The 26765-nt window shown below is 39.2% G+C and carries 25 protein-coding genes; all 25 read right to left on the bottom strand.

From position 1 onward, the window contains the following. Positions 1–11 precede the first annotated feature (11 nt). The 25 genes from topA to recG all read right to left on the bottom strand — a co-directional run bounded on the left by topA (position 12) and on the right by recG (position 26761). On the bottom strand, positions 12–2090 hold the full coding sequence (topA, locus tag NV349_RS05050; RefSeq protein WP_036124760.1) for a type I DNA topoisomerase: 2079 nt from the start codon (positions 2088–2090) through the stop codon (positions 12–14). Between the two features lie 92 nt (positions 2091–2182). Further along, positions 2183–3079, bottom strand: a complete 897-nt coding sequence (dprA, locus tag NV349_RS05045) for a DNA-processing protein DprA (RefSeq protein ID WP_271912507.1) — start codon at positions 3077–3079, stop codon at positions 2183–2185. A 192-nt stretch (positions 3080–3271) separates the two neighbouring features. Continuing rightward, a complete protein-coding gene (sucD, locus tag NV349_RS05040; RefSeq protein ID WP_054610302.1) occupies positions 3272–4174 on the bottom strand; it encodes a succinate--CoA ligase subunit alpha in 903 nt (300 codons plus the stop codon). 19 nt (positions 4175–4193) lie between these two features. After that, a complete protein-coding gene (gene sucC, locus NV349_RS05035; protein WP_036124767.1) occupies positions 4194–5354 on the bottom strand; it encodes an ADP-forming succinate--CoA ligase subunit beta in 1161 nt (386 codons plus the stop codon). A gap of 161 nt (positions 5355–5515) precedes the next feature. Continuing rightward, positions 5516–5818, bottom strand: a complete 303-nt coding sequence (locus NV349_RS05030) for an EscU/YscU/HrcU family type III secretion system export apparatus switch protein (RefSeq protein WP_036124770.1) — start codon at positions 5816–5818, stop codon at positions 5516–5518. Beyond that, positions 5815–7704, bottom strand: coding sequence for a hypothetical protein (locus NV349_RS05025; protein ID WP_036124772.1), 1890 nt, complete (start codon positions 7702–7704; stop codon positions 5815–5817). The genes NV349_RS05030 and NV349_RS05025 overlap by 4 nt, the downstream gene beginning before the upstream one ends. A 54-nt stretch (positions 7705–7758) precedes the next feature. Beyond that, on the bottom strand, positions 7759–8520 hold the full coding sequence (locus tag NV349_RS05020; RefSeq protein ID WP_036124775.1) for a ribonuclease HII: 762 nt from the start codon (positions 8518–8520) through the stop codon (positions 7759–7761). 165 nt (positions 8521–8685) lie between these two features. Further along, positions 8686–9561 (bottom strand): ribosome biogenesis GTPase YlqF, encoded by an 876-nt coding sequence (ylqF, locus tag NV349_RS05015; protein ID WP_036124777.1) that lies wholly within the window; start codon positions 9559–9561, stop codon positions 8686–8688. Positions 9562–9618: 57 nt separating this feature from the next. Beyond that, positions 9619–10182 (bottom strand): signal peptidase I, encoded by a 564-nt coding sequence (gene lepB, locus NV349_RS05010; RefSeq protein WP_036124779.1) that lies wholly within the window; start codon positions 10180–10182, stop codon positions 9619–9621. A 105-nt stretch (positions 10183–10287) separates the two neighbouring features. Continuing rightward, complete coding sequence (gene rplS, locus NV349_RS05005; RefSeq protein WP_036124783.1) at positions 10288–10632, bottom strand: 50S ribosomal protein L19; 345 nt, start codon at positions 10630–10632, stop codon at positions 10288–10290. Positions 10633–10748: 116 nt separating this feature from the next. Next, positions 10749–11486, bottom strand: coding sequence for a tRNA (guanosine(37)-N1)-methyltransferase TrmD (trmD, locus tag NV349_RS05000; RefSeq protein WP_036124836.1), 738 nt, complete (start codon positions 11484–11486; stop codon positions 10749–10751). Continuing rightward, entirely contained in the window at positions 11486–12001 is a 516-nt protein-coding gene (rimM, locus tag NV349_RS04995; RefSeq protein WP_036124784.1) for a ribosome maturation factor RimM, read from the bottom strand. The genes trmD and rimM overlap by 1 nt, the downstream gene beginning before the upstream one ends. Positions 12002–12387: 386 nt before the next feature. Next, positions 12388–12621: a KH domain-containing protein gene (locus NV349_RS04990; RefSeq protein ID WP_004269410.1), complete on the bottom strand. Its 234-nt coding sequence runs from the start codon at positions 12619–12621 to the stop codon at positions 12388–12390. 15 nt (positions 12622–12636) lie between these two features. Further along, entirely contained in the window at positions 12637–12909 is a 273-nt protein-coding gene (gene rpsP, locus NV349_RS04985; RefSeq protein ID WP_004269411.1) for a 30S ribosomal protein S16, read from the bottom strand. A gap of 94 nt (positions 12910–13003) precedes the next feature. After that, the gene (ffh, locus tag NV349_RS04980) at positions 13004–14362 is read right to left on the bottom strand and encodes a signal recognition particle protein (RefSeq protein WP_036124787.1); all 1359 of its coding nucleotides are present in this window, start codon (positions 14360–14362) and stop codon (positions 13004–13006) included. Between the two features lie 12 nt (positions 14363–14374). Beyond that, positions 14375–14710, bottom strand: coding sequence for a putative DNA-binding protein (locus NV349_RS04975; protein WP_036124788.1), 336 nt, complete (start codon positions 14708–14710; stop codon positions 14375–14377). Positions 14711–14930: 220 nt separating this feature from the next. Beyond that, positions 14931–16223 (bottom strand): signal recognition particle-docking protein FtsY, encoded by a 1293-nt coding sequence (gene ftsY / locus NV349_RS04970; protein WP_036124791.1) that lies wholly within the window; start codon positions 16221–16223, stop codon positions 14931–14933. Next, positions 16220–19801 carry a chromosome segregation protein SMC gene (gene smc, locus NV349_RS04965; protein WP_058843498.1) on the bottom strand — a complete coding sequence of 1194 codons (3582 nt, stop codon included), beginning with the start codon at positions 19799–19801 and terminating at the stop codon, positions 16220–16222. Before smc ends, ftsY begins: the two co-directional genes overlap by 4 nt. A gap of 3 nt (positions 19802–19804) precedes the next feature. After that, positions 19805–20569 carry a ribonuclease III gene (rnc, locus tag NV349_RS04960; protein WP_036124796.1) on the bottom strand — a complete coding sequence of 255 codons (765 nt, stop codon included), beginning with the start codon at positions 20567–20569 and terminating at the stop codon, positions 19805–19807. Positions 20570–21010: 441 nt separating this feature from the next. Beyond that, a complete protein-coding gene (acpP, locus tag NV349_RS04955) occupies positions 21011–21247 on the bottom strand; it encodes an acyl carrier protein (protein WP_036124798.1) in 237 nt (78 codons plus the stop codon). 58 nt (positions 21248–21305) lie between these two features. Beyond that, positions 21306–22052: a 3-oxoacyl-[acyl-carrier-protein] reductase gene (gene fabG / locus NV349_RS04950; RefSeq protein ID WP_058843497.1), complete on the bottom strand. Its 747-nt coding sequence runs from the start codon at positions 22050–22052 to the stop codon at positions 21306–21308. After that, positions 22045–22998, bottom strand: coding sequence for an ACP S-malonyltransferase (gene fabD, locus NV349_RS04945; RefSeq protein WP_058843496.1), 954 nt, complete (start codon positions 22996–22998; stop codon positions 22045–22047). Before fabD ends, fabG begins: the two co-directional genes overlap by 8 nt. 18 nt (positions 22999–23016) lie before the next feature. Next, entirely contained in the window at positions 23017–24009 is a 993-nt protein-coding gene (plsX, locus tag NV349_RS04940; RefSeq protein ID WP_271912504.1) for a phosphate acyltransferase PlsX, read from the bottom strand. Positions 24010–24011: 2 nt separating this feature from the next. Further along, positions 24012–24584 (bottom strand): transcription factor FapR, encoded by a 573-nt coding sequence (fapR, locus tag NV349_RS04935; RefSeq protein ID WP_036124838.1) that lies wholly within the window; start codon positions 24582–24584, stop codon positions 24012–24014. Between the two features lie 131 nt (positions 24585–24715). Continuing rightward, on the bottom strand, positions 24716–26761 hold the full coding sequence (recG, locus tag NV349_RS04930) for an ATP-dependent DNA helicase RecG (RefSeq protein WP_036124807.1): 2046 nt from the start codon (positions 26759–26761) through the stop codon (positions 24716–24718). Between the last annotated feature and the right edge of the window lie 4 nt (positions 26762–26765).

Genomic DNA, 26765 nt, shown 5'->3' with positions numbered 1-26765 from the left:
CCATCTTCCTATCATTGAGTTGGTGCTTCTTCATAGTCACATTTCGTACATTGAATTTGCACACCTTTTTTTATCTTTTTCTCTACTAATAATGCATTACATTTTGGACATGGTCTACTAATTGGCTTGTCCCATGATACAAATTCACATTCTGGATACTGATTGCAACCATAGAATAGACGTTTTGTTTTACTTTTTCGCTCCACAATTTCGCCTGTTTCACAGGAAGGACATTTTACACCAATTGGTTTCATAATAGCTTTTGTATTTCTACAATCTGGGAAGTTTGAGCAAGCCATAAATTTACCATAGCGACCCAGTTTAAAGACCATAGGAGATCCACAAAGTTCGCAATCCTCTCCAGCAGGCTCATCTTTAATCACAACTTTTTCCATAGCTTCATCCGCATGTTTTACATGCACTTCAAAATCTGTATAAAACTCTTCCACAACACTTTTCCATTGACGGTTGCCTTCTTCAATATCATCTAAATCTTGTTCCATTTGTGCTGTAAATTCGATGTTTATGATATCTGGGAAAAATTCTAGTACGAGTTGATGTACAATTTCACCTAGCTCTGTTGGCATAAAGCGTTTAGCATCTAATACAACATAGCCACGGCGCTGAATTGTATCGAGGGTCGGTGCGTATGTGGATGGGCGCCCAATGCCTAGTTCTTCCATAGTTTTAACAAGTCGCGCCTCTGAATAACGTGGTGGTGGCTGTGTAAAATGTTGTTTAGGCTCAATTTCGAGCGATTTTACTTGATCACCAATTGCCATCTCAGGTAAAAGTTTTGTCGTCTCCTCTGTTTGATCGTCAGTACCTTCGATATATAGTTTCATAAAGCCTGCGAATTTAACTTGTGAGCCGTTTGCACGAAATAGTACATCACCATTTTGAAGATCTACAGCTACCGTATCAAGAACTGCTGGTGCCATTTGGCTCGCGATAAAGCGCTCCCAAATTAAACGATATAAACGTAACTGATCACGACTAAGAACTGCTTTTAATTCTTCTGGTGTTCTCATTGTACTCGTTGGACGGATCGCCTCATGAGCATCCTGTGCATTCGAAGCCTTCTTCGTTTGTTTTATATCTGTTGCAATAAATTCTTTGCCATATTTTCCTTCAATATAAGTAACCGCTTCTGCTTTTGCCGTATCTGAAATACGTGTGGAATCGGTACGCATATAGGTGATTAACCCGACTGTTCCCTCTTTTTTCCCAATATCAATACCTTCATATAATTGCTGAGCTAGCATCATCGTTTTCTTAGCTCGGAAATTTAATTTTCTTGCTGCCTCCTGCTGTAAGGAAGATGTTGTAAAGGCTGGTGCAGCATTACGCTTGCGTTCTTTTTTCGTAACATTGACAACATCAAAGTTTGTTCCTTTTACATCTTTTAATATTGCCTTTACTTGTGCCTCATTTGTTAATTTAATTTTTTCTTTACCATTTCCATAGTAAAGCGCATCAAATGTTTTTTTACCTTTTTCAAACGTTCCTTCAATTGTCCAATACTCTTCTGGTTTAAAGTTTTTAATTTCATTTTCACGATCAATGATCATACGTAGCGCTACAGATTGCACACGACCTGCAGATAAACCTTTTTTCACTTTTTTCCACAGTATCGGACTAATGTTATAGCCGACAAGTCGATCCAGAATACGTCTTGTTTGTTGTGCATCTACTAAATCCATATTGATTGGACGTGGGTTTTTAAAGGAATCTATTATCGCATCTTTGGTAATTTCGTTAAATACCACACGACAATCCGAGTGAATATCAATATTTAGCGCAGTCGCAAGGTGCCAAGCAATCGCTTCTCCCTCGCGGTCTGGATCGGCCGCTAGATATACTTTCTTCACTTTTTTAGCCGCAGATTTTAATTCCTGTAAAACAGGTCCTTTACCGCGTATCGTAATATACTTAGGTTCAAAGTTATTTTCAGCACTAACACCCATTTGGCTACGTGGAAGATCTCGTACGTGTCCAACCGACGCTTTTACTTTATATTTCTTTCCTAAATATCGTTCAATCGTTTTTGCTTTTGCTGGTGATTCTACAATCACTAAATAATCCGCCATCTATGTCTCCCCCTTAGCGAGGTCTATTACTAATTTTTTTAAGTTACCTGTTGCAAAATGTATAACAGATTTTAAGATAATGCAACTTTTTTTCAATTTTTGTTAGAAAAGAGCTCCAGTGTTTCAACGATTTGATGACCATTCATGACTGGAATTGCACCTTCTAAAAGTAATTGATTGGTCCCCTTAGATTGTGTCGCATCAATAGGTCCAGGCACCACAAATACATCTTTCCCCTGCTCTAATGCGAGCTCTGTCGTAATAAGCGTACCACTTTTTAGGGCAGCCTCTGTCACAACTAAAGCTTGGGATAAACCACTAATGATTCGGTTACGCATCGGGAAATGCCATTTTTCAGGCTTCATATGAGGGGGATATTCCGTTATTAATAGCTGGTGCTCTGTCATTTGTTTAGCAAGAATCTGATTTTCTGCTGGGTAGAGATAATTAAAACCATGTCCAAGTACAGCAATTGTGTGACCACCCATATCAATTGTTGCCCTATGTGCCATTGTATCAGCACCTCTAGCAAGCCCACTAACGACCGTATAACCACTTTGAACAAGAGGCGGTACTATGAGGTCCATTGCCCTCTTAGAATACGCTGTAGCCTTCCTAGAGCCTATAATAGCTATCTGTTTGTTATTTGTTAACAGAGAATACTGACCTTTCACATACAATACAGTAGGTGGATTGGATATTTCAAATAATTGCGCCGGGAAATATGGATGATAAAACGGTATGGGGACAATATTGGCCTGTGCATACGCAGCACCAAAAGGTTTTATCATAATTTGTCGAAAACTTTGAGAGAGTTGATATGCTTTTTGTGCCGATATTTGTAGAATTTTCGCTATTTCATCATGATGAATGTGTTCAAAAGAGCTTAACATATTTACCGGGGACAATAATTGTTGAAATTTCTGAAGAGGTAACGGGTATATATAATGCAAAGCTAGTAATCTCTGTGTATCTACTGCTAGGATCATTCAATAAACCTCCTTTATAATAGAAGAAATTAAATGACCGCATGATAATGCAACACAACTTTTCATCATTATTTATACATCTGCCATAAAATTGTCGTTTTTTCATAAGTAAGTAGGAATTGGTTTCATGAAATATGATAGCAGCGTGTAAATAATGAAAAAGATGTAGCCGCAATAGCTACATCTTCCATTTTAATGGGTTTTACACTTTTCGTATAGCCCTTTTTCTTTAATTACTTTAATCAATGTTTCACCAATGACAGAAGGTGTTTCTGCAACTTCGATACCAGCAGCGTTCATTGCTTTAATTTTCTCAGCTGCTGTTCCTTTACCACCAGAAATGATCGCACCAGCGTGACCCATACGTTTTCCCGGAGGGGCAGTTTGTCCACCAATAAAGCCTACAACAGGTTTTGTCATATTTGCTTTAATCCATTCAGCTGCTTCTTCTTCAGCCGTACCGCCGATTTCACCAATCATAACTACTGCGTAAGTTTCTGGATCATTATTAAACGCTTCAAGAACATCAATGAAGTTTGTACCGTTGACAGGGTCTCCACCGATACCTACAGCTGTTGTTTGACCAATACCAGCTTGCGTTAATTGGTGTACTGCTTCATATGTTAATGTACCAGAACGAGAAACTACTCCTACATGGCCTTTTGTATGAATGTAACCTGGCATGATACCAATTTTACATTCATCAGCTGTAATAACACCTGGACAGTTTGGACCTACTAAGCGAGTCTTTTTACCTTCCATATAACGTTTAACTTTCACCATATCAAGGACAGGAATGTGCTCTGTGATACAGATTGTTAATTCTAATTCAGCATCAACAGCTTCTAAAATTGCATCTGCCGCAAATGGTGCAGGTACATAGATAACTGAAGTTGTAGCACCTGTTGCAGCTACAGCTTCTGCTACTGTATTGAAAACAGGAACTCCTTCGATCTCAAGTCCACCTTTACCTGGTGTTACACCTGCTACGATTTTTGTGCCATACTCAAGCATTTGCTTCGTATGGAAAAGAGCTGTTTCGCCCGTGATCCCTTGTACAATTACCTTCGTATCTTTGTTAATAAATACAGCCATTGTTCTCTCCCTGCCTTCCTTAGCCTACTAGTCCCACAATTTTTTGTGCACCGTCAGCCATTGAATCCGCTGCAACGATGTTTAAACCAGATGCATTTAAAATTTCTTTTCCAAGTTCTACATTTGTACCTTCTAAACGTACAACTAATGGCACAGCTAAACCGATTTCTTTAGCAGCCGTTACAACACCCTCAGCGATAATGTTACACTTCATAATTCCGCCAAAAATGTTTACGAAAATGCCTTTTACGTTTGAATCAGAAAGGATAATTTTGAAAGCCTCTGTTACTTTTTCAGCTGTTGCACCGCCCCCTACATCTAGGAAGTTAGCAGGGCTACCGCCATAATAGCTAATTGTATCCATAGTTGCCATAGCAAGACCAGCACCATTAACCATACAGCCAATGTTACCCTCTAATGAAATATAGCTTAAATCATATTTGGATGCTTCGATTTCTTTTGGATCTTCCTCGTCGAAATCGCGTAATTCGACAATATCCTTATGTCTATATAATGCATTGGCATCAAAATTGAATTTAGCATCTAATGCCACTACATCACCTTGTCCAGTTACTACAAGTGGATTAATTTCTACAATTGATGCATCTTTGTCGATAAATGCTTGATATAAGCCTAACATTAATTTAACAGCTTTCCCCACAAGGTTTGCTGGAATATTCATATTAAACGCCATACGACGTGCTTGGAAGCTTGTTAATCCAACTACAGGATCTACTACTTCTTTGAAGATTTTTTCCGGATTTGTTTCCGCAACTTCTTCAATATCCATACCGCCTTCTTCAGATCCCATCATCGTAACACGAGATGTGGCACGGTCTAATACTAGACTTAAATAGTATTCTTTTTGGATATCAGAACCCTCTTCAATATACAAACGTTTTACTTCTTTTCCTTCTGGACCTGTTTGATGAGTCACTAAAATTTTCCCTAATAACTCTTTTGCGTATGTGCGCACCTCGTCAAGATTTTTAGCGATTTTTACACCGCCTGCTTTACCGCGACCACCTGCATGAATTTGCGCCTTGACAACTGTTACGTTTGAGCCAAGTTCTTTCGCTACTTTTACTGCTTCATCAGGGGAAAAAGCAACTTTTCCGTTTGGTACTGCTACACCATATTTTCTCAGAATCTCTTTCCCTTGATATTCATGGATATTCATAATACATCCTCCCATCAAACATTTGCATAGAATTGTTTTACTAACATAGACTATTCTAACGAAACATTCTGATAAAGTCTACACTTTGTCTTTAGTTCGAATTTTCTCTCTTATTATGACGCTTTTTTCTATTTTGTGTACTAAAACAGCTTGCAAAACAGTCAGAATACTTCATTTTTTCTGTATTTTTGCGCATGTTGTTGATCTAAACGATAAATAAAAGCAAAAACCTCCGAAACCGCCTGATATAATTCTTCTGGAATAGACTCGTTTAAATCTAATTGACCAAGCAACTGCACAAGGTTAGGATCCTCATAAATCGGCACATTATGCTCATTTGCACGTGCCAAAATATTCTCTGCAATTTTCCCTTTTCCCTTTGCTACAACAGTCGGACTATCCATTTGTCCAAGTTTATAGGTAAGTGCAATTGCTTCTTTTCGAGTAAATTTTTCTTCGCTCATACGCGGATATCCACCCCACTCTGCTCCTCTCGCTGTTCTACTACAGTACTTCCTTTTTCTGTTTGCCCCTTGTCAAATTGTTTAATAAAAACACCTGATAGTTGATAATCCTTTTCTGCCAATCCCATTTTCAAGGCAGCCTTTAATGGCTCCGCAAGTGGCTGAATATCCGAATTTTCATTAAATATCGTTACTGTAACAACTCTATTTTGAACCTGCATATCAATTACCGTTTCTTGCATGGATGCCATCTGTAAATAAAATAATACGCGTGCATAATTGGCATCAATTTTGCCATCTTCCTTCATGCGACCATTCCACTGTAATGTTGCATCCATCTTTTTGCCGAAAAATTCAAGCGGGACTTGCATAATGAGCTGATGTTGATGGCCATTTTCTCCTGAAGATAGCTGCATACCATTCATACGCGTCATCAACATTTCTGCCGCTTCTCTCAATTGTGGTGTAATATTACTTTCCTGCAATAATGTGTGGAGCTGTGGCTTTAATTGATGGGTAATCATTTGTATATCTGCTGATTTATTCCCCAATGTCGCCTCATAGCTAATCCCTAAATTTTTTAACACCGTTTTAAGGGCATGCTGCATCGCCTTACTATCCACCGAATTTTGTACAAGTGCATCAGCTTGTGTCACTATTTGTTGAATCATCGGTTGCGGTGATTCAACACTAGTTTTAACAAGGTTACGCATCAGTGCTTCATTTTGTAATGGAGTCGTCGCTTCTTGCCTTATAAGAGATAGCAAATGTTCCTTGCTAGACAATGCATTAGCATCCTGTGTAAATAAACGATCAGCAGTATTTTGAGCAAACGCTTTTATTAACTGCTCCTGCATTTGTTTAGCAAAAATTTCTAATGTTTGCTTCGATACTGGTAATTGATTAAAACGATCCATTAACTGATTGAGCTGTAGTTTTTGTTCATTTGTTAAGAAATTTTGGTTGGCTGTCCATGATTTCAACTGTTCAATTAGCTGACTTACATTTTCAGGCTTTGATGCAAGGATCGTTTGTACTACTTGGCCAGCCTGCTGCATTGGTTGTGCCGCTTTAGGGTCATTGATATTCGTCCAGTTTTGCCATGTCGCTTGTTGTGGCAATATGCCTGCTTCCTTTAAAATTGTTAAGGCTTGCATTTTTTCACTCATCGCAGCAGCATCATTTGTTAAGCTCTGTATCGCTCTAGCTAAAATCAGACTGCCTGTTTCTATTTCAAAAGGTTTAGCAATCGCTTGTACCTGCTGCATCAAATTTTGCTTAAGCACTTCAGATAAAGTAGTATCCCTTGCTAAAAGCTGTGCAAAATTATCCATAGTCATCGCCATACCAGATGTTTTTTGTCCACTTAGTAAGGCTTGAAAAACATCATTCGTCATTGGCATTTTAAGCTCTATCATTTTTTGAATGACCTGTAGTGCATCCGCTTTTGAAATGCCCTCTGGTAATGCCTTTAGCCACATTTCTGCCTGCATTAATTGCTCTTTTGAAATAGGTAACTGTTCCTTCATAAAATGTCCTAGCAATTGCTGCATCTCTGCTGTTTTAGGCAAATTCATGGATTCTAGTAGCTGATTGATTTGTTGATTTGGAGAAGATGCTTGTGCCATTGGTCCTGTAACCACTTTTAATTCGGTTTGTGGATTTGTTCCTGTTACCTGAAAGAAATGGGCATCACCCGTCTTTAACGGTACTTCAAGTTTCGCTATAAATTTTTGATTACCTACTTGTATTTCTGCCATTTGATCTGGATATAATTGCTTAATGGTACCGTGAAATACTTGTCCCTGCTTTAAAGCAAGTGGCTGATTTGCTGAAGTCATGGCATTTTGTTGTAGTTGAATCGGATTAAATGATGTGGCTGACATATACATACTCCTTTCATCAATTACTCCCTCGTGTCATTGTCCCATTCTGTAGCTTTATTGAATCATTGATTTTATCGGTTCAAATGATTTACGATGGTGAATTGTTGGTCCATATTCTTCCAATGCATTTAAATGTTGCTTTGTCCCATAGCCTGCATGTTGCCCAAAGCCATACATAGGAAATTCTTTGTCTAGTTGCTCCATATAATCGTCTCGGGCTGTTTTAGCTAGAATGGAGGCAGCTGCGATTGCTAAGCTCTTGGCATCCCCTTTGATAATTGAATCCTGAGGAATCGAAATGGGTAATGTCATAGCATCTACTAAAACTACATCAGGCTTTGTCGCCAATGATTCTACACTTACTTTCATAGATTGTTTGGTGGCCTCGTATATATTCAGTGCATCGATTTGCTGAGCGGATTGGAAATGAACAAAATAACTAATGGCATGCTCTTTAATTAACGTTGCAAAGGCGTTTCGTTTCTCCTTTGATAATTGCTTTGAATCATTCAGACCAACAAGGGCCTCACAATTTGTAGGTAAAATAACAGCTGCTGTCACAACAGGTCCCGCTAATGGTCCACGTCCTGCTTCATCTACACCCGCAACCAATGTATCGATACTCCCATAGCTTAAATCAAATGCTACTTTCGCTTGATGTTCTTGCAGTAATTGACGTTTTTTATCTTGTCGTTTTTGCCAAGTATGCCACGCCTTCTGTACACCTGTTCTTTCATCCGTTGCTATTTCTATCATCCAATCTTGCCATTCTTCTGCACCTTTCAATGCAGTGTTAATTTCTTTAATGGTTTTCATTTAAGTGCTCCTTCTTGCTTCTACTCAATAAAACTATATCATGTTCAGTTTTTTATGTAGTCTCTTTCATTTGAAAACTATTTTCCTCTCTATAGTCATTATCGGTAAGAAAATTCATTCCTAAAAGAAAAACTGTCACAAAAGAACATGTGACAGTTTCAATACTTATAATTGTTCAGCCTCTTTTTTTAGCTGTTCATCAACAAAATCAAAGGTCAGTTTGCCTAATTGTAAGCCGCGTATATCTCGAACAATCAGCTGTGCTACTTGATCATAATCAATTTCTCCGCCAGGTCCAAATACACGGCGTAGCTTGCCAATATGATCAAAAGTATCCACTAGCTCCTCATGGATAAATTCGAAACCATAACGTTCCTCCATACGCTTTGGATAATGATCGGATAAGAAACGCAAGCCATAGACAGCTAAATCTTCCATATTTGTGATGGTATCCTTAATCGCACCAGTTAAAGCTAATTTAAAGCCTACTTCTTGATCTTCAAATTTTGGCCATAAAATACCTGGTGTATCCAGTAGCTCTAGCTCTTTACCAACTTTAATCCATTGCTGTGCTTTTGTTACACCTGGTGTATTTCCGGTTTTAGCGATATTTTTTTTCGCCAAGCGATTAATCAGTGTGGATTTCCCTACGTTAGGTATTCCAACAATCATGGCACGAATAGCTCTAGGTTTCATACCTCGCGCCTTCATGCGATCAAATTTCTCTTTTAAAATTTCTTGCGCCGCTTTTGTTACTTGCTGTAAGCCCTTACCCTCAAGTGAGTTTATGGCTACGGCTTTATGACCACGTTGTGCAAAATATTCTACCCATTTACGTGTTTCTTGCTCATCTGCCATATCCGCTTTATTTAAAATTAAAAGACGTGGTTTTTGGTTAATCACTTCGTCGATCATCGGATTACGTGAGGATAGCGGTAAACGTGCATCTATTAATTCAAATATAATATCGACAAGCTTTAATTTTTCCGTTACTTCACGTCGGGCTTTCGCCATATGCCCTGGAAACCATTGTATTGTCATAGCTATACCTCCTAAACTAAAAGAAAAAGGGAGTGATTAAGCTCTCCCTTTCTTGCATTACTTTACAATTTTTATGTCACTAAATGGCCAGAAAATCAAACTTGTATTACCAATAATTTCCTTTTGTTCAACAAGGCCAATATGACGACTATCTTTACTATTTCGACGGTTATCCCCCATGACAAAAACATATCCTTCTGGAATAGTATCCACGGAAACATCAATATCTTTTAAGGTAAAGTCTTCTGTTAGGGTCCCCCCAGCAATTTGCGCTTTATATGCATCTAAATAGGGCTCATCTATTGGTTCACCATTAATATATAATTGATCGTCCTTATATTCCAGCGTATCTCCTGGCAGTCCTATTACACGCTTTATGTAATTTTTTTGTTCAGGTGCATGAAATACAACGATATCAAAACGCTTTGGTTCACCTATTTTATAACCAATCTTATTCACAATCATCCGGTCGCCATCTTCAAGGGTTGGCATCATGGACTCTCCATCAACTGCAATGGGTGTAAATAAAAAATATCGAATCACTGCAGCAATCGCAAATGCAATTAATAGTGCTTTTGTCCATTCCCATAATTCATTCTTTTCTTTCACTTGTTTTTCCATTGAGAATTGCCCCCTTGTCTAACACTATTTTAGATGATAGTGAATAAAGATGACAAGCAAAAAGAAAAGGGGCTTGAACACAAGCCCCTCACTTTTAAGTCATAATTATCGAATTTCTTTAATACGAGCAGCTTTACCACGTAGATTACGTAGGTAGTAAAGTTTAGCACGACGTACTTTACCACGACGTACAACTTCTAAGTTAGCGATTTTTGGTGTGTGTACAGGGAATGTACGCTCAACACCTACACCGTAAGAAATTTTACGAACTGTGAAAGTTTCGCTAATACCGCCACCACGACGTTTAATTACTACACCTTCGAAAAGTTGGATACGTTCACGAGTACCCTCTACTACTTTCACGTGTACCTTAACAGTATCACCAGGACGGAAAGTTGGTAGATCAGTGCGAAGCTGAGCTTTTGTAATTTCTGTAATAATGTTTGACATTGTTTTCTCTCCTTAGACAGATGCTCTTGCACGCAATCTATGCCACAGCGGAACACCGTAATTCAGCACTTCACATAGAAGTACAGATTAGATGTTATCATAAATAGAGCAGGCAATCAAGCATCTTGATGATTGTTTTTTAGTTTTTCTAGATACAATTTTTGCTTGTCTGTTAATGGATAATGCTCCAATAAGTCAGGACGGCGCTCAAAAGTTCTTTTCAGCGATTGTTCCTCTCGCCATTGCTCGATTCTAGCGTGATTCCCCGATACTAAAACATCAGGTACCTTCATCCCACGAAACTCCGCAGGTCGTGTATAATGTGGATGCTCAAGTAGACCCGTTGAAAAAGAATCCTGGATATGCGAATTCTCTTGCCCTAAGACACCAGGCAACAATCGAACTACGCTATCAATAACAGTCATAGCGCCTAATTCCCCACCTGTTAACACGAAATCGCCAATGGAAATCTCGTCTGTCACGAGGTGCTGACGTATACGCTCATCATAGCCTTCATAATGACCACATAAGAACACTAACTCCGTTTCTTGTGCTAGCTCTTCTGCTTTTTTCTGGGTGAATCGTTCACCTTGTGGACACATTAAAATGATACGTGGTTGTTTGCCAGCAGTGATGGCCTCCACTGCACTAAACATAGGTTCAGGCTTTAAAACCATACCCGCACCACCACCATATGGATAGTCATCGACTTGCTTGTGTTTGTTCCCTGAAAATGTACGAATATCCGTGACCTCTAGCTTTACAGCACCTTTTTCTTGCGCTTTCTTTAAAATAGATGCACCAAAAACGCCTGAGAACATATCAGGGAACAGGCTTAATACATGAATGTTCATCATAATAAGCCTTCCATTACATGGATGATAATTTTTTTATCTACAACATCAATATCTTTTACGATATCTTCGATATAAGGGATATAATGCTCTTTCTTCGAGCCTTTAACTACCCATACATCGTTTGCTCCTGTTTGCAGGATATCTGCCACAACACCAATTGTTTCGCCCTCTTCAGAAATAACTGTGCAGCCTATTATTTCATGGAAAAAGAATTCATTTTCTGCAAGTAGATCATCTGTCATTTGATCTTTTGTTACTTTCAGCATGCCTTCTTTAAACGGCTCAACCAAGTTGATATTGTTCATGCCTTCAAAAGTTAAAAGAATAAAGTTTTTATGACGACGCACCGAACCAATCGTTACCCAGGTTGGCTTCTTATCGTCTTTTTTAAAGGCAGCAAGTTTATTTCCTACTGCAAAACGCTCTTCTTCAAAGTCTGTTGTCGATAATACACGTATCTCACCACGAATACCGTGTGTATTGACAATACGACCTACATTAAACCATTCCATTCAACTTTCACCTCGTAAAAAACTTCTCTCCATAAAGCATCCTGCTCACCCAATAAATAGCTACCGTTCGCTCATTTATCATCGCTTACAGATGTGCTTGGAAGAATGTCGTTTTAGCTAAGACTGATTTGTCTTGTCATTATTAATATAAGCAATACCCTTTAGCTGTAATCGTTATAACAGTTTTCTGTTCTGCTTAAACAGAAGTACTAGATACATGCTGCTGTTAAAACAAGATAAAAAAAGGAAGGAACCTACAAGCTCCCTCCTTCTTTGTCCAGATTTTACGTTTCATGCTAAAAGCCACTTTGAACTCCTAAGCGACATGTAAACACACCTATCAGGACTCATTTGTACTTGTTGCAAGAGCGTGAAAATCTTTTCTATTAATCCAATATATCGACGTAGGTCTTCTTTTGATGGTGACTACCTGCCGCTGAATAAACAATTGTACGAATCGCTTTCGCTACTCGCCCTTGCTTGCCTATGACTTTCCCTCGATCCTCTGGATGAACAAAAAGTTTATAAACAATTCGATTTGCATTTTCATCCGTCTCAATACGAACTTCTTCTGGATAATCGACTAACGGTAAAACGATTGCTTCAATCAGCTGCTTCAAAGACGTCGCCCCCGATTATTTACTGAATTTTTGGTTATGGAATTTTTCCATGATACCTTGTTCTGAGAACAGGTTACGCACTGTATCTGATGGTTTTGCACCGTCAGCTAACCATTTAAGAGCTTTCTCTTCATCAATGTTTACAGTAGCTGGTTGAGTTAGTGGGTTGTAAGTACCAACTGTTTCGATTTGACGACCGTCACGTGGTGAACGAGCGTCTGCAACTACGATACGATAGAAAGGAGATTTTTTAGCTCCCATACGTTTTAAGCGAATTTTAACTGCCATTTTAATAGCACCTCCGAATAAGTTTCACACAAGATAGTATATTATCAATGTTTAGGTTGTTTGTAAAGTGTTTTTTCTTAACACCTAAAAATTATTATTTAAACAATGAATCAAAGCCTGGTAATTTCATTTTTTTCTTGCCTTTACCACTTGCCATTCCAGTCATTTGCTTCATCATTTTTTTCATTTCATCGAATTGCTTAATGAGACGATTCACCTCTTGAATAGATGTCCCAGAGCCTTTAGCAATACGCTTTTTACGGCTACCATTTATGATTTCTGGGTTGGTCTTTTCAGCAGGGGTCATCGAGTAAATAATGGCCTCTACACGCCCCATTTGTTTATCATCTACTTTTACATTATCCAAGCCTTTGATTTTGTTTGCACCTGGGAGCATTTTTAAAATTTCATCAAGTGGCCCCATTTTTTTGACTTGTTGTAATTGTTCAACGAAATCATCAAATGTAAAGGTTTGGGACTTGAATTTTTCTTCTAATTCTTTGGCTTTTGCTTCATCTACATTTGCTTGCGCCTTTTCGATCAGCGACAGAACATCTCCCATACCTAATATACGAGACGCCATACGCTCTGGATGGAAAGGCTCTAGCGCATCCATTTTCTCACCCATACCGACAAACTTAATCGGTTTCTGCGTTACAGAACGGATGGATAATGCAGCACCACCACGAGTATCACCATCAAGTTTTGTTAAAACAACGCCTGTAATACCAATGGCCTCATTAAAGCTTTCTGCCACATTGACAGCATCCTGACCTGTCATAGCATCGACAACAAGGAATACCTCATCTGGCTCTTTTAATGCACGAATATCTTTTAATTCCTGCATTAAATCTTCATCGATATGAAGACGACCAGCCGTATCGATAATCACCACATCATGATGCTCTTCCTTTGCCAATTCGATTGCTTGACGAGCAATTTCTACTGGAGATACCTCGGTTCCTAAAGCAAAAACAGGTAATGATAACTGTTTACCTAATGTTTGTAGCTGTTGAACGGCTGCTGGGCGATAAACGTCTGCGGCAACTAGTAACGGCTTACGATTAAATTTTTTCCGTAAGACATTTGCCAGTTTTCCTGTAGTCGTCGTTTTACCCGCACCTTGTAAACCGACCATCATAATGACTGTTGGCGGCTTTGTATTAAACTTAATAGGGCTTTGTTCGCCACCCATTAATTCCGTTAATTCATCTTGTACGATTTTAATAACTTGCTGCCCTGGTGTTAAGCTTTGCATAACTTCAACACCGACAGCACGCTCACTTACCTTTTTCACAAACTCTTTGACTACTTTTAAGTTAACATCCGCTTCGATTAAAGCAAATCGGACTTCTCGCATCATTTCTTTAACGTCTTGCTCTGATACTTTCCCTTTGCCTTTAATCTTTTGGATCGTTCCTTGGAGTCGTTCCGCTAATCCTTCAAAAGCCATTGCTTTCGCCTCCTAATCCCATTCTTTCAGCTGTTCAATAAGTGCTAACTGCTGTTCATCTGTCATACTTTTCTCTGTAATCCCCATTGTAAGCTGTGACAGCATTTGGGTACGTTGTTGAAATTTTTCAAGTAAACATAATTTTTCTTCATATTCCTCAAGCATCGCTTCTGTTCGACGAATATTATCGTAAACAGCTTGGCGTGAAACTCCATACGATTCAGCGATTTCTCCTAGAGAGTTATCATCCAAATAGTATAGTTCCATATAACTTCTTTGCTTATCTGTTAATAATGCTTGATAAAAGTCGAAGAGAAAGTTCATGCGTGTTGTTTTTTCAAGTAGCATCGAATGTTTCTCCTCCCGCTATTAGTCATTTGTATCATAACGAAAAGCGCCCGTCTGTGTCAAGGTAATCCCCTTGTCTAAAAGCTTAAATGTCTGCTTGCAGGCATATTTTACGCCTTTAGCAAGTATTACTCTTTTAAACAAGTATTACTCTTTTAAACAAGTCAATTCACCTATACACAGTCGAGCGTTTTATAAAATTACTCAGCGATGTTCGCTGTTAATCTTCATTATTTTCTAATTCTTTATCCAAACCATCGGCAAATAAACCATAAACATATCGTTCAGCATCAAATGGCTGTAGATCATCCATTTTCTCACCAAGACCAACAAATTTCACAGGAATGTGCAGCTTATTGCGAATAGCAAGCACAATCCCGCCCTTAGCTGTACCGTCTAGCTTCGTTAAGACAATACCTGTTACATTCGTTGCTTCTTTAAATGTTTGTGCTTGCACAAGTGCATTTTGGCCTGTTGTGGCATCTAATGCTAATAATACTTCATGTGGCGCATTTGGAATTTCACGTGAAATGACACGATGTACCTTTTCAAGTTCATTCATTAAGTTCACTTTGTTTTGCAAGCGACCAGCTGTATCGCAAATTAATACATCGGCTTTTCTATTTTTGGCTGCACGAATCGCATCATACATGACTGCCGCTGGATCAGAGCCCTCAGATTGTTTGATAACTTCACAACCGACACGATCTCCCCATACTTGTAATTGATCTATCGCACCAGCACGGAACGTATCACCAGCAGCTAAAACAACGGTTTTCCCTTGTGTTTTTAAGCGATGCGCTAGTTTGCCGATCGTTGTCGTTTTTCCAACGCCATTTACTCCGACAAATAGAATAACTGTCAGCTCACCATCTGGCTGCATATTTAGATCAATTAAATCTTCTTCACCTTGCTCATAAATTTCTACAAGCTTCTCAGAAATCACGGCTTGGATACCGTTCGTATCTTTTATATTTTTACGTTGTACTTCGAAACGCAGTTTATCCATTAGCTCCATAACTGTTTCAAAGCCGACATCAGCTTGTAATAATAAATCCTCTAATTCTTCAAAGAAATCCTCATCCACTTTACGATAACGCGCAACAAGGTCGTTCACTTTAGAAGTAAAGGAATTACGTGTTTTTTCAAGACCAGCCTTGAATTTTTGTGTAATCGACCAAGCAGAAGGCTTTTTCTCCTCTACTGGTGTATCCTCAATAACTGCTAGCTCTTGTACTTCCAGATCTTGTACTTCTGGCTGTATTTCTGGTTGTTCTTTTTCTATTTCAGTTGAAGGTTCTACTGCTGCTTCTTTCACAATTTCCATCTCTGGAGATTCTTCTATTTGCTCAACCACTTCTACATCAACAGTCTCAATAGCAGCCGTTTCGTTTGCTTCATCTAGATCTAGCTCTTGAAGATCAGCATCCTGCTCATTGTCAAGCGCCTCTAGTTTTTCTTCCTCGGCTGGATTTCCCATTAATTTATCTTTTAAACGCTTAAAAAAACTCATGCTTGTTCGCTCCTTTGCTCCGCAAGTACGGGTTCATCTTCTAATTTTACTGATACGAGTTTTGATACACCCGATTCTTGCATTGTTATACCATACAAGACATCAGCTCCCTCCATCGTCCCTTTACGATGTGTAATAACAATGAATTGTGTGTCACGGCTAAATCTTTTTAGATACTGGCTATAGCGCACAACATTAGCCTCATCCAAAGCCGCCTCTACTTCGTCGAGAATACAGAATGGTACAGGTCGTATATTTAGGATAGAGAATAATAAGGCAATTGCTGTCAGTGCTCGCTCACCACCAGAAAGCAAACTTAAATTTTGTAGTTTTTTCCCTGGAGGTTGTGCCACTATTTCAATGCCTGTTTCTAGTAAATTTTGCGGATCAATTAACACTAAATCCGCTTGCCCACCGCCAAACAATTCACGGAAAACAAGTTTAAATTGTTCTCGTATTGCATAGAACGTTTCACTAAAGCGCAATGTCATTTCTTCATCCATTTCTTTAATGGCTTCATGCAATGTTTCCTGTGCAGCAAGTAAATCCTCTCGTTGTTCAGTTAAGAATGTATGACGTTCAAGTACTCGTTCATATTCCTCAATCGCCCCTAAATTAACAGGACCAAGCTCTTCAATGGATTTTTTCAACAGTTTCACACGGCGTCGTACGAACTCTTCGTCTTCTATCGAAAGAGCTTCTTCCTCTGCCTCTTCAAATGTTAACTGATAGTTTTCTTCGAGTTGTTCTTTGAAATTATCCATTTCAAATTCTAAACGGCTTTGTTTCAACTCATTTGCACGTATTGCTTCAAGGTATCCTTTATGTATACGTTGCATTTCTTTCAGTTGTTCTTCTAATGTTGTGAGTTCTTGTTGTTGCCCTACCTTCTCCTCTTTCTTTCGAGAAATAGTCTCTTGTAAGGCATCTCTTCTCGCTTTCCATGTGATTACCTGCTCCTCAACCTCTTCATCACTTAAATGATTTGTCGATTCATCGGATTGAAGCCATAATATTTCCTGAGAAATATTTTCAACTTTTTGTTGAGCTTTGTTCAATTGTAGTGCTAGCTCAGCAGTGGAAATTTGAACTTGCGACATTTGTTCTTGCATTACTGCTAATTGTGAACGTTTTTCCGCTAGTTGCTCTCGTAATACGTCCTTCTCTGTCTCACCTTGTAGCTTTACCTTACTTAATTGCTCGACAGTATCATTGATTTCGACAAGCTCATCGGCTAGTGCGTTTAATCGCTCCATTGCCTCTTGCTTTTGTGATAACAATGCTTCCTCACGTGTTTTTACATCTTGAGTTTCAGTTGAAGTAAAAGATACTCGGGCTGATAAGCTTTTTTCAACAACCTCTAACTCGCGGATACGACCAGCCTGTTGCATCTCATCTTTTCGTAATTGCTCTCCTTCAAGCTTTAACTGTTCTACTTGATCTCGAAGTGTTGCAAGCTTGTCTTTTTCGGTTGCTACAGCCTGTTCAGCACTATAAATGGAATCCTGTAATGACTCTAGCTTGAGGATTAAATCATCTAATTCGGCTTTTCTTGTAAAGAGTGAGGATTGCTGTTTCATAGCACCACCCGTTAAAGAACCCCCTGCATTGACAATATCTCCATCAAGTGTGACCACTCGGTATCGGAAACCACATAATCGAGCGATTTGACTGGCCCCTTCCAGATTTGCTGCCACAATGACATGCCCTAAAAGATTTTCAACAATTGTACGATTATCTTCATTAAATGTCACAAGCGCATCTGCTATTTGAATAAAAGCTGGATGCTCTATCGCTAATTGGATCGTAGCTGGATTAATTTTACGTGACTTCATCACGGTTTTTGGTAAAAAAGTAGCTCGTCCAGCTCGTTTTTGCTTTAACCAATGAATGGCTTGCTGTGCATGTCGTTCATTCGTTGTGACAATATGCTGAGAGGCTGCACCTAAAGCTGTTTCTATCGCTTGAGAGTATTTCCCCTCAACTTGTAGTAATTCAGCGACAGCCCCCTCAATTCCTTGTAATTCACCTTTATCACGAGCAAGCAAAACTTCTTTAACTCCTTGGAAAAATCCTGAAAAATCGGCTTCCAACTCGGCTAATGTATCTTTTCTCGCCTTTAATTGCTGCTGATGCTGATAAGCTTTATACAGCATATCCTGTTTCTCAGCAAAGGAAGAATTTGTATTTTTTAACTGAACTTGCAGCGACTCATATTGTTCAAGCTTAGCTTGCAAATCATTTGTTGTGGAAGTGTGTTCAGCGACTAGCTTTTCTTTCTCAGCAACAATTTGCGTAAGCTCCTGTCCAATTTCATCAGTTTGATTGGACATTCTTGCTGCCATAGCCTTTTGTTGCGCTAATTGCTGATCGATATTTTTCAATTCATTCTTAATAGTTGCTTCTTCATTCAATGAATCAATGTATCGATTTTTTTGTTCTTCAATTTCTTGTTCAATTTCCGTAACAGAACGATTTAATGACTGTTCTAACTGTTTAATGCTCTGCTTGAGTATGGAGAGTGCTTGCTGTTTCTCTGAAAATGCTTCTTTTTTCTCCTGTTCTTGTACAAGCAGTACGTCTACTTCTTCTTTTGCTTCTTGTAATGTCGCATTCAACTGCAGTAGTTGATTGGAAGCATTTTGTCGTTTTTCAGCCATTAGTGCCTTACGACCATCCCAACGCTCTACCTCCATTGTGGCATTGACAAGATCAGCCTGTGAAACATCCAAATAATCATCAAGTTCTTTTAATAACTTGCGAATATTGGTTGTCTGTATATCGATTGTTGCAATATTTTGAGCTTGTTGTTGCTCAGTTGCAGACAGCTCGGTAAATTCAGCTTTTAGTGCATGCAAAGATTGTGCACAATTTTTAAAATCATGCACAAGAATGGCAATATCAAAATCTTTTAGCTCGGTAGACATTTGGACATAGTCTCTCGCACTAGAAGCCTGCATTTCAAGCGGCTCTAATCGGTTGTCTAATTCATGGAGTATATCTAATACACGATACAAATTCTCATCTGTCTCTACAAGCTTATGCTCTGCTTTTTTCTTTCTTATTTTATACTTTAAAACGCCAGCTGCCTCTTCAAAAATCGAACGACGGTCGTCAGGGCGGCTATTTAAGATTTCATCAACACGGCCTTGAGAAATAATTGAAAATGCCTCTTTCCCAAGCCCTGAATCCATAAACAAGTCCGTAATATCCTTCAGGCGACACTGTTGGTTATTTAATAAATATTCACTATCACCTGAACGGTATACGCGTCTTGTTACGCTGACTTCTGTATAAGAAAAAGCAAGTTGCTCGTCAGTATTGTCTAATATAAGTGTTACCTCTGCAAAGTTGAGTGGCTTACGAGAGTCACTGCCAGCAAAAATAACATCTTCCATCTTTGCTCCACGTAACGACTTTGCCGATTGCTCCCCAAGTACCCAACGAATCGCATCTGTGACATTACTTTTTCCACTGCCATTTGGTCCAACAACCGCTGTAACACCGGGTACAAAATCAATTCCAATGCGCTCCGCAAAGGATTTAAAGCCAATCACTTCTAGTCGTTTTAGGAACATCTATTAAGCCTCCTCTTTTGCAGCTTCTTCACGCATCATTCGCATTGCACATTGTGCAGCTTGCTGCTCGGCTTCTTTTTTTGATTTTCCACGACCAATACCAAGCTCTTGCCCGTTCAATAATACGCTTGATACAAAGGTACGGTTATGTGCTGGGCCTTTTTCATCGATTATTTCGTAATGAAGAAGTCCATTATTAGTTTGTTGTACCATTTCTTGCAATTGACTTTTAAAATCCATCACATGCGAAAAAGCACCTACTTCTACTTTTGGGAACACGATACGCTCTAAAAACGACACGACCGTTTGTAATTCTTGATCTAGATAGAGTGCACCTACAAATGATTCAAACACATCCGCAAGTAGCGCTGGGCGTTCCCGACCACCTGTTAATTCCTCACCTTTTCCAAGTAACACGAAGCGTCCAAAGCCTAATTCATTCGCAAAAATAACTAGTGATGGCTCACAAACGATAGAAGCTCTTAACTTTGTTAACTCACCCTCGCTCATATTTGGGTATTTCTCAAAAAGATATTTAGAAACAGATAGTTCAAGTACTGCGTCTCCTAAAAATTCAAGACGCTCATTATCCGTAAATAGCTTACGGCGATGCTCATTCACATAAGATGAATGCGTGAATGCTTGATACAATAAATTTTTATTAATAAAAGTGATATTTAATTCATGCTGTAACAGCTCGAATTGGTTGCGTACTTTTTCAGGAAGTACGCCAGATTTCTGCATAGTTCCTTTTCTTTTCATAGCCATTGAACAAATCTGCCTTCCTAATAGTTTCTACCGTTTTAGTGTACCTTTTTCAAGGCGTTTATGCAAAAGTATTTCGGCTTAAACACAATGTTTTGGAAATTTTTTCGAAAATTTATCTTATTCATAGAAAATGATCTCCTCTAAAATGAAAGTTGAATGCTTGTGGGACGATTTTTGGTTAACTCCAGTCGTCAGTTCAAAAAAATTTTAGACATTATGCCCCCGATTTTTAACATGAAAAAGGGACGTCAATAGATCGAAAATCGATCTATTTCGTCCCCTTTGAATACATCTTTGTTCATTGAAGCTGCTTCTTCTATCAAGTCAAAGCAGACAAACTATTTCTACTTTATTCATGCTATCATAAATACCATTGTGTATTATGATGACCATCACATCTATAAAGGTGATCCATTTTCGCTAAATAAAGTTTTAACGAAATTAGTTTAATTTACTTTCGATGTATGAAATTGCAGAACCTACTGTTGAGATTTTTTCAGCATCTTCATCAGAAATTTCCATATCAAACTCGTCTTCAAGTTCCATTACAAGTTCAACTACGTCTAATGAGTCAGCACCTAAATCATCACGGAAAGAAGCTTCAAGTGTTACCTCGCTTTCTTCAACACCTAAACGGTCCACGATTACTTTTGTTACACGTTCTAATACTGTAGACAAATGATTCACCTCCCCTCAAATGATTATACAAAAAATCAGCGTATATGCCTAATCGAAATTACATTACCATACCACCATCTATATGAAGCGTTTGCCCTGTCATATAGTTAGCATCATCGGAAGCAAGGAAAGCTACTGCCTTGGCAATATCCTCTGGCTGTCCAAGTTTCGCAAGAGGAATCTGCGTAAGCATACCTTTTTTAATATCTTCTGGTAGTTGCTCTGTCATTTCTGTTTCAATAAAGCCTGGCGCAATCGCATTAACTAAAATATTGCGTGAAGCTAATTCTTTTGCCGTCGTTTTTGTGAGTCCAATAACACCTGCTTTAGCCGCAACATAGTTTGCTTGACCAGCATTACCCGCTACACCAACGATGGAAGAAATATTAATAATACGACCTGCACGTTGCTTCATCATTTGACGTGTTACCGCCTTTGTACAAAGGAAAACCCCTTTAAGATTCGTATTTAATACATCGTCCCATTCGTCTTCCTTCATACGCATTAACAGGTTATCTCTAGTAATACCTGCATTATTCACTAAAATATCAAGAGAACCAAATGTTTTCACAGCGGCATCCATTAATGCGGTTACTTCTTCCGTCTGTGAAACGCTAGCTTGCACCGCAATGGCTTCCCCACCGTTTGCTTGAATCATCTCAACGACTTCTTCCGCTTTTGCCTGTGAGCCACTATAGTTTACTACAACCTTAGCACCTTCCTCAGCAAGCTTTACAGCAATAGCACGTCCAATCCCTCTTGAAGCTCCTGTTACAACAGCTACTTTACCTTCTAATTTACGCATTGATTGACCACTCCTTCGACGCTTCTAAAACCGCTTCTAATGATGCTTCATCATAGACACAATAAGCAGCAACTGAACGATCAATTTTTTTCAAGAGACCGCTTAATACTTTGCCAGGTCCACATTCGATAAAGACATCGACACCTTGTGCAATCATTTCACGCATAGATGCTTCCCATTGCACTGCACTATATACCTGTTCAACTAGCTCCTGCTGAATCGCTGGTACATCCTTTAATTCCTTCGCCATTACATTGCCGATAACAGGGATTTCAGGTGCAGATAAAGTAATCTCTGCTAATGCTGCTTGCAGTTTCTCTGAGGATGGTCGCATCAATTCAGAATGAAATGGACCGCTCACAACTAAAGGTATTGCGCGCTTTGCCCCTGCTTCTTTTGCAGCAATAATCGCTTTATCTACACCTTCTTTAGTGCCTGAGATAACAATTTGTCCTGGACAATTCACATTGGCTACCTGCACAGAATCACCTGCTGCTGAAACCAGCTCTGTAACTGCGTTCAATGCCTCTAATTCCATCCCTAGAATCGCTGCCATCGCTCCTTGTCCTGCTGGTACAGCTTCATTCATATAAAGACCACGTTTATGCACGATAGACACGGCATCATCAAATGACATTACGCCTGCTAAAACCAATGCACCATATTCTCCAAGCGAATGACCCGCAGCATAGTGTGGCTGAATTCCTGCTGCACGCAGCTTTTCAGCTACCATTACACCCGTAGTAAGAAGTGCTGGCTGAGCGTGGTATGTCAGTGTTAACTCCTCAGCTGGACCTTCTAACATTAACTTAGATAATTCAAATTGAAGAGCTTGATCTGCACGATCATAAAATGCTTTACTGTCTGCTGCATTTTCAACAAACTCTTGACCCATCCCTACTACTTGCGAACCTTGTCCTGGAAAAATAAATGCTATTTTCGTCATTTGAATAATCCCCTTTGTTTAATCAATTTCTAAGTGACGTACTGTATCAGTAATCGTCGAAATAACAGCATGCTCTACCATCGTATTAGCTTGTCGAATCGCACTAAAAATTGCTTTTGCATTCGATGAGCCATGCGCTTTAATTACAGGTGCTTGTAAGCCAAACAACCCTGCACCACCATACTCTGTGTAGTCCATTTTATTTTTTAAGTCACGTAAATTATTTTTCATGAGTGCTGCTGAAATTTTCGTTTTCGTTGATGACATAAATGCCTCTTTTAACATTGAAAATAAAGCGCCAGCCGTCCCTTCAATAGACTTCAACACCATATTGCCTGTAAAGCCATCTGTTACAACAACATCCGCTACTCCTTCAAGCAAATCACGCGCTTCTACATTACCAATAAAATTCAAATCAGCTTCCTTCAATAATTCGAAGGCAGCTTTCGTTAATTCATTACCCTTTTTTTCCTCAGTACCGATATTTAATAGGCCAATTCGTGGTTTTTGTAAGCCTCCAACCTTTTTAGCATAAATATCACCCATAATCGCATATTGCACTAAATGCTCTGGTCGTGCATCTGCATTTGCTCCTAAATCAAGCATTAAGAAGCCTTTACCATCCAATGTCGGTAATGTTGTAGCCAAAGCTGGACGGTCTATCCCCTCAATTCGGCCAACTTTAAATAAGCCCCCTGCCATTAACGCTCCGGTATTCCCAGCAGATAGGCAAGCATCTGCTCTACCTTCTTCCACCGATTCCATCATACGAGCCATTGAAGAATCCTTTTTTCGACGAACAGCACGTGCAGGGTCATCCGTTCCTTCTACTATTTCCTCACAATGTATGATTGTTAATCGATCATGTTGTTTTAAAAATGGCTCAAGCTTATCTTGCTGACCATATAATTGGATTTCTAAATTTGGGATTTGCTCTAATGCTAAGAGTGCACCTTCAACAACTGATTTTGGTGCATTGTCTCCACCCATTCCATCAAGCGCTAATTTCATTGTTACTCACCTTTACCTTTCGTGCGGTACATATCAAATTCACCAACAAAAACGGTTTCACCATTTACGGTAGATGTTACCTCGACTTTTGTACGATGATTAAGATCATCTCGTCCGATAACAATCGCTTTTGTAATAACACGATTTCCAGCACGCACAGGTTTCACAAATGTTATATTGGAATGTACGGTTAATGCTAGTTCGTCATCAATTACTGCGACCGCTAATGAGTTTGCTTGTGCAAACAAATGATGTCCACGTGCGATGCCATTGCGCTGAAAAACATGCTCTTCTTGTACATCAAAAATCGATAGTGCTCGATTATCTAATTCAATATCTACAATTTCTCCGATGACTTCATCAATCGGTAGAGATTTTACTTCATTTTCATAGTTTTTAGAAGCAACATCTTTAATTCGCTCTCGTAATTCTGGTATAGATAACTCCATACGATCTAAACGAATTGTTTGGACACTTACCTGAAACTGTGTTGCTAGCTGTTCATCTGTGACGAATGGATTTTCAGCTATCGTTTCAGATAGTAGTCGCTGTCGCTCTTTTTTCGTTCGTCTCAACATCATTCGCCACCTTTTGAGTTGTTATTAGCACTTGGTACTAATATCAGTATATAGAGTATAAAAAAAGAATGCAAGACTTGTTTTGAAATCAAGTACTCACATTCTCCTATGCTCATAAGCCCTCAATACTAATCGAAGCGCTCTCCCTGTAATACACCCGACTCTTCTAGCATTTTACGCAAGTATTGATAGTCATCATCCTGCCAAAACGCTTTTGTTTCAAGCATCTCTGTTGCATCTTTTCTTGCGGTCTCGAGTATACGATAATCATGTACTAAATCAGCTACTTTAAAATCTGGCAAACCACTTTGCTTTCTACCAAAAAAGTCCCCTGGTCCCCTTAATTCTAAATCTTTTTCAGCTAAACGGAAACCATCATTCGTTTCCGTCATCGACTGCATACGCTCTTTCCCTTCATCAGACTTAGGATCAGCAAGTAAAATACAGTATGACTGGTGCTCACCACGCCCGACACGCCCTCGGAGCTGGTGCAATTGCGCTAGGCCAAAACGCTCAGCATCATAGACAATCATAAAGGTAGCATTCGGTACATTAACACCTACCTCCACAACTGTTGTAGAAACTAAAAGCTGAATTGTTCCTTCACTAAAATCGCGCATCACCGCATCTTTTTCATCGGCTGATAAACGTCCATGCATTAAACCGACCTGATAACGATCTTTAAAATAAGTGGCTAGTTGCTCATAAATTTCTACAGCATTTTGAACATCAAGCTTATCAGATTCCTCAATAAGTGGACAAATAGCATAAGCTTGTCTTCCAGCCGCTAGCTCCAATTCTAGCTTGGACATCACAGAGCCGAGTTGCTCTTTTTTCATCCAATGCGTTTCAATCTGTTTACGGCCCGCTGGCATTTCATCAATTATCGATACATCCATTTCCCCAAATGCAGTAATAGCAAGTGTACGCGGTATAGGAGTAGCTGTCATAAAGAGGACATCTGGATTCTCCCCTTTATCACGCAAAATTCGACGTTGTTCCACACCAAAGCGATGCTGCTCATCTGTGATGACAAAACCTAGCTTTTGAAATATAACATCTGGCTGAATTAACGCATGTGTGCCAATGACAATGTCAAGATCACCATTTGCCAAATCTGCTAAAATCCCACGTCGCTCCTTTGTTTTAGTTGACCCAGATAACAAAGCAACACGAACATCAAAGGGTTGAAACCATTCTTTTAAGTTCTCCAAGTGCTGTTCCGCTAAAATTTCAGTTGGTGCCATTAAGGCTCCTTGAAAGCCCGCTGTCACAGCTGCATATAAACCGATTGCCGCTACTACTGTTTTCCCAGAACCTACGTCGCCTTGCAGCAAACGATTCATTCGATGTGGTTCCTTCAAATCTTTACAAATTTCATTAACCACTCGTTTTTGAGCATTTGTTAATTCATAGGGCAATGAAGCAATAAATGCTCGTAGTTTATGCACATCAAACTGAATGATTGTGCCACGCTCACTCTCTTTCCGCGTTTTACGTAATGCCTGTATACGCAATTGGAAGTTTAATAGCTCCTCATAAGCAAAGCGTCTTCTTGCTTGTTTAGCATGCCCAGCATCCAGCGGAAAATGGATACCCTCCAAGCCCTCTCGTATCGGAACAAGCTTATAGGACTCCTGTAAATAATATGGAATCGCCTCTGGTAGCTCTGCACCAAAATCATCTAACACTTGTCGCATATATTTACGAAATCTTTTTTGTGGAATCAAACCTTTCAGACTATACACTGGCTCAAAGTCTACTTGATCTGTTTTTGGCCCAAATGTGACAGTTGTACCATTGATTACTTGTCTACCACGATCCCATTTCCCCGTCACGGTAATAATGGAACCCGGTACAAGCTTTTGCTTTAAATAGCCTTGATTGAAAAATACAACTTTTACTAAGTGACGTCCTGCCAAAACTGTTACTTGAAGTCTTGATTTATTACGACCTAAAAATAATATCGTAGGCTCACGTTCTACCTTGCACTCAACTGTAACGCGTTCGTTATGTGGTGTTTGCGCTAAATCTTTTAAACGAAAATCTTCATGTCGATGTGGGAACGTCCATAATAAATCAGCTACTGTATTGATGCCTAGTGATTCAAGATGTGCTGCTGTTTCTTTCCCGATGCCTTTCACTTCATTGACATGGCTAAATAATTCAGTCATCCTA

It is taken from the genome of Lysinibacillus sp. OF-1 (assembly GCF_028356935.1).
GTDB classification, from domain to species: Bacteria; Bacillota; Bacilli; order Bacillales_A; family Planococcaceae; genus Lysinibacillus; species Lysinibacillus fusiformis_D.
The sequence above is the reverse complement of the archived record's forward strand: the minus strand, read 5'-3'. Positions and strand labels throughout refer to the sequence as shown.

Bases quoted from the DNA above. Each gene is read 5' to 3' on its own strand.
- plsX (WP_271912504.1), bottom strand. From the start codon at position 24,009: ATGAAATTAGCGCTTGATGGAATGGGTGGAGACAATGCACCAAAATCA.
- rpsP (WP_004269411.1), bottom strand. From the start codon at position 12,909: ATGGCAGTTAAAATTCGCTTAAAACGTATGGGAGCTAAAAAATCTCCT.
- rplS (WP_036124783.1), bottom strand. From the start codon at position 10,632: ATGTCAAACATTATTACAGAAATTACAAAAGCTCAGCTTCGCACTGAT.
- sucD (WP_054610302.1), bottom strand. From the start codon at position 4,174: ATGGCTGTATTTATTAACAAAGATACGAAGGTAATTGTACAAGGGATC.
- sucC (WP_036124767.1), bottom strand. From the start codon at position 5,354: ATGAATATCCATGAATATCAAGGGAAAGAGATTCTGAGAAAATATGGT.
- NV349_RS04975 (WP_036124788.1), bottom strand. From the start codon at position 14,710: ATGCTACTTGAAAAAACAACACGCATGAACTTTCTCTTCGACTTTTAT.
- lepB (WP_036124779.1), bottom strand. From the start codon at position 10,182: ATGGAAAAACAAGTGAAAGAAAAGAATGAATTATGGGAATGGACAAAA.
- recG (WP_036124807.1), bottom strand. From the start codon at position 26,761: ATGACTGAATTATTTAGCCATGTCAATGAAGTGAAAGGCATCGGGAAA.
- ftsY (WP_036124791.1), bottom strand. From the start codon at position 16,223: ATGAGTTTTTTTAAGCGTTTAAAAGATAAATTAATGGGAAATCCAGCC.
- rimM (WP_036124784.1), bottom strand. From the start codon at position 12,001: ATGGAATGGTTTAATGTAGGTCGTATTGTCAATACACACGGTATTCGT.
- smc (WP_058843498.1), bottom strand. From the start codon at position 19,801: ATGTTCCTAAAACGACTAGAAGTGATTGGCTTTAAATCCTTTGCGGAG.
- NV349_RS05030 (WP_036124770.1), bottom strand. From the start codon at position 5,818: ATGAGCGAAGAAAAATTTACTCGAAAAGAAGCAATTGCACTTACCTAT.
- dprA (WP_271912507.1), bottom strand. From the start codon at position 3,079: ATGATCCTAGCAGTAGATACACAGAGATTACTAGCTTTGCATTATATA.
- rnc (WP_036124796.1), bottom strand. From the start codon at position 20,569: ATGGCTATGAAAAGAAAAGGAACTATGCAGAAATCTGGCGTACTTCCT.
- ylqF (WP_036124777.1), bottom strand. From the start codon at position 9,561: ATGACAATACAATGGTTTCCAGGGCATATGGCGAAAGCCCGACGTGAA.
- fabG (WP_058843497.1), bottom strand. From the start codon at position 22,052: ATGCGTAAATTAGAAGGTAAAGTAGCTGTTGTAACAGGAGCTTCAAGA.
- NV349_RS05020 (WP_036124775.1), bottom strand. From the start codon at position 8,520: ATGAAAACCATTAAAGAAATTAACACTGCATTGAAAGGTGCAGAAGAA.
- ffh (WP_036124787.1), bottom strand. From the start codon at position 14,362: ATGGCTTTTGAAGGATTAGCGGAACGACTCCAAGGAACGATCCAAAAG.
- NV349_RS05025 (WP_036124772.1), bottom strand. From the start codon at position 7,704: ATGTCAGCCACATCATTTAATCCGATTCAACTACAACAAAATGCCATG.
- topA (WP_036124760.1), bottom strand. From the start codon at position 2,090: ATGGCGGATTATTTAGTGATTGTAGAATCACCAGCAAAAGCAAAAACG.
- trmD (WP_036124836.1), bottom strand. From the start codon at position 11,486: ATGAACATTCATGTATTAAGCCTGTTCCCTGATATGTTCTCAGGCGTT.
- fabD (WP_058843496.1), bottom strand. From the start codon at position 22,998: ATGACGAAAATAGCATTTATTTTTCCAGGACAAGGTTCGCAAGTAGTA.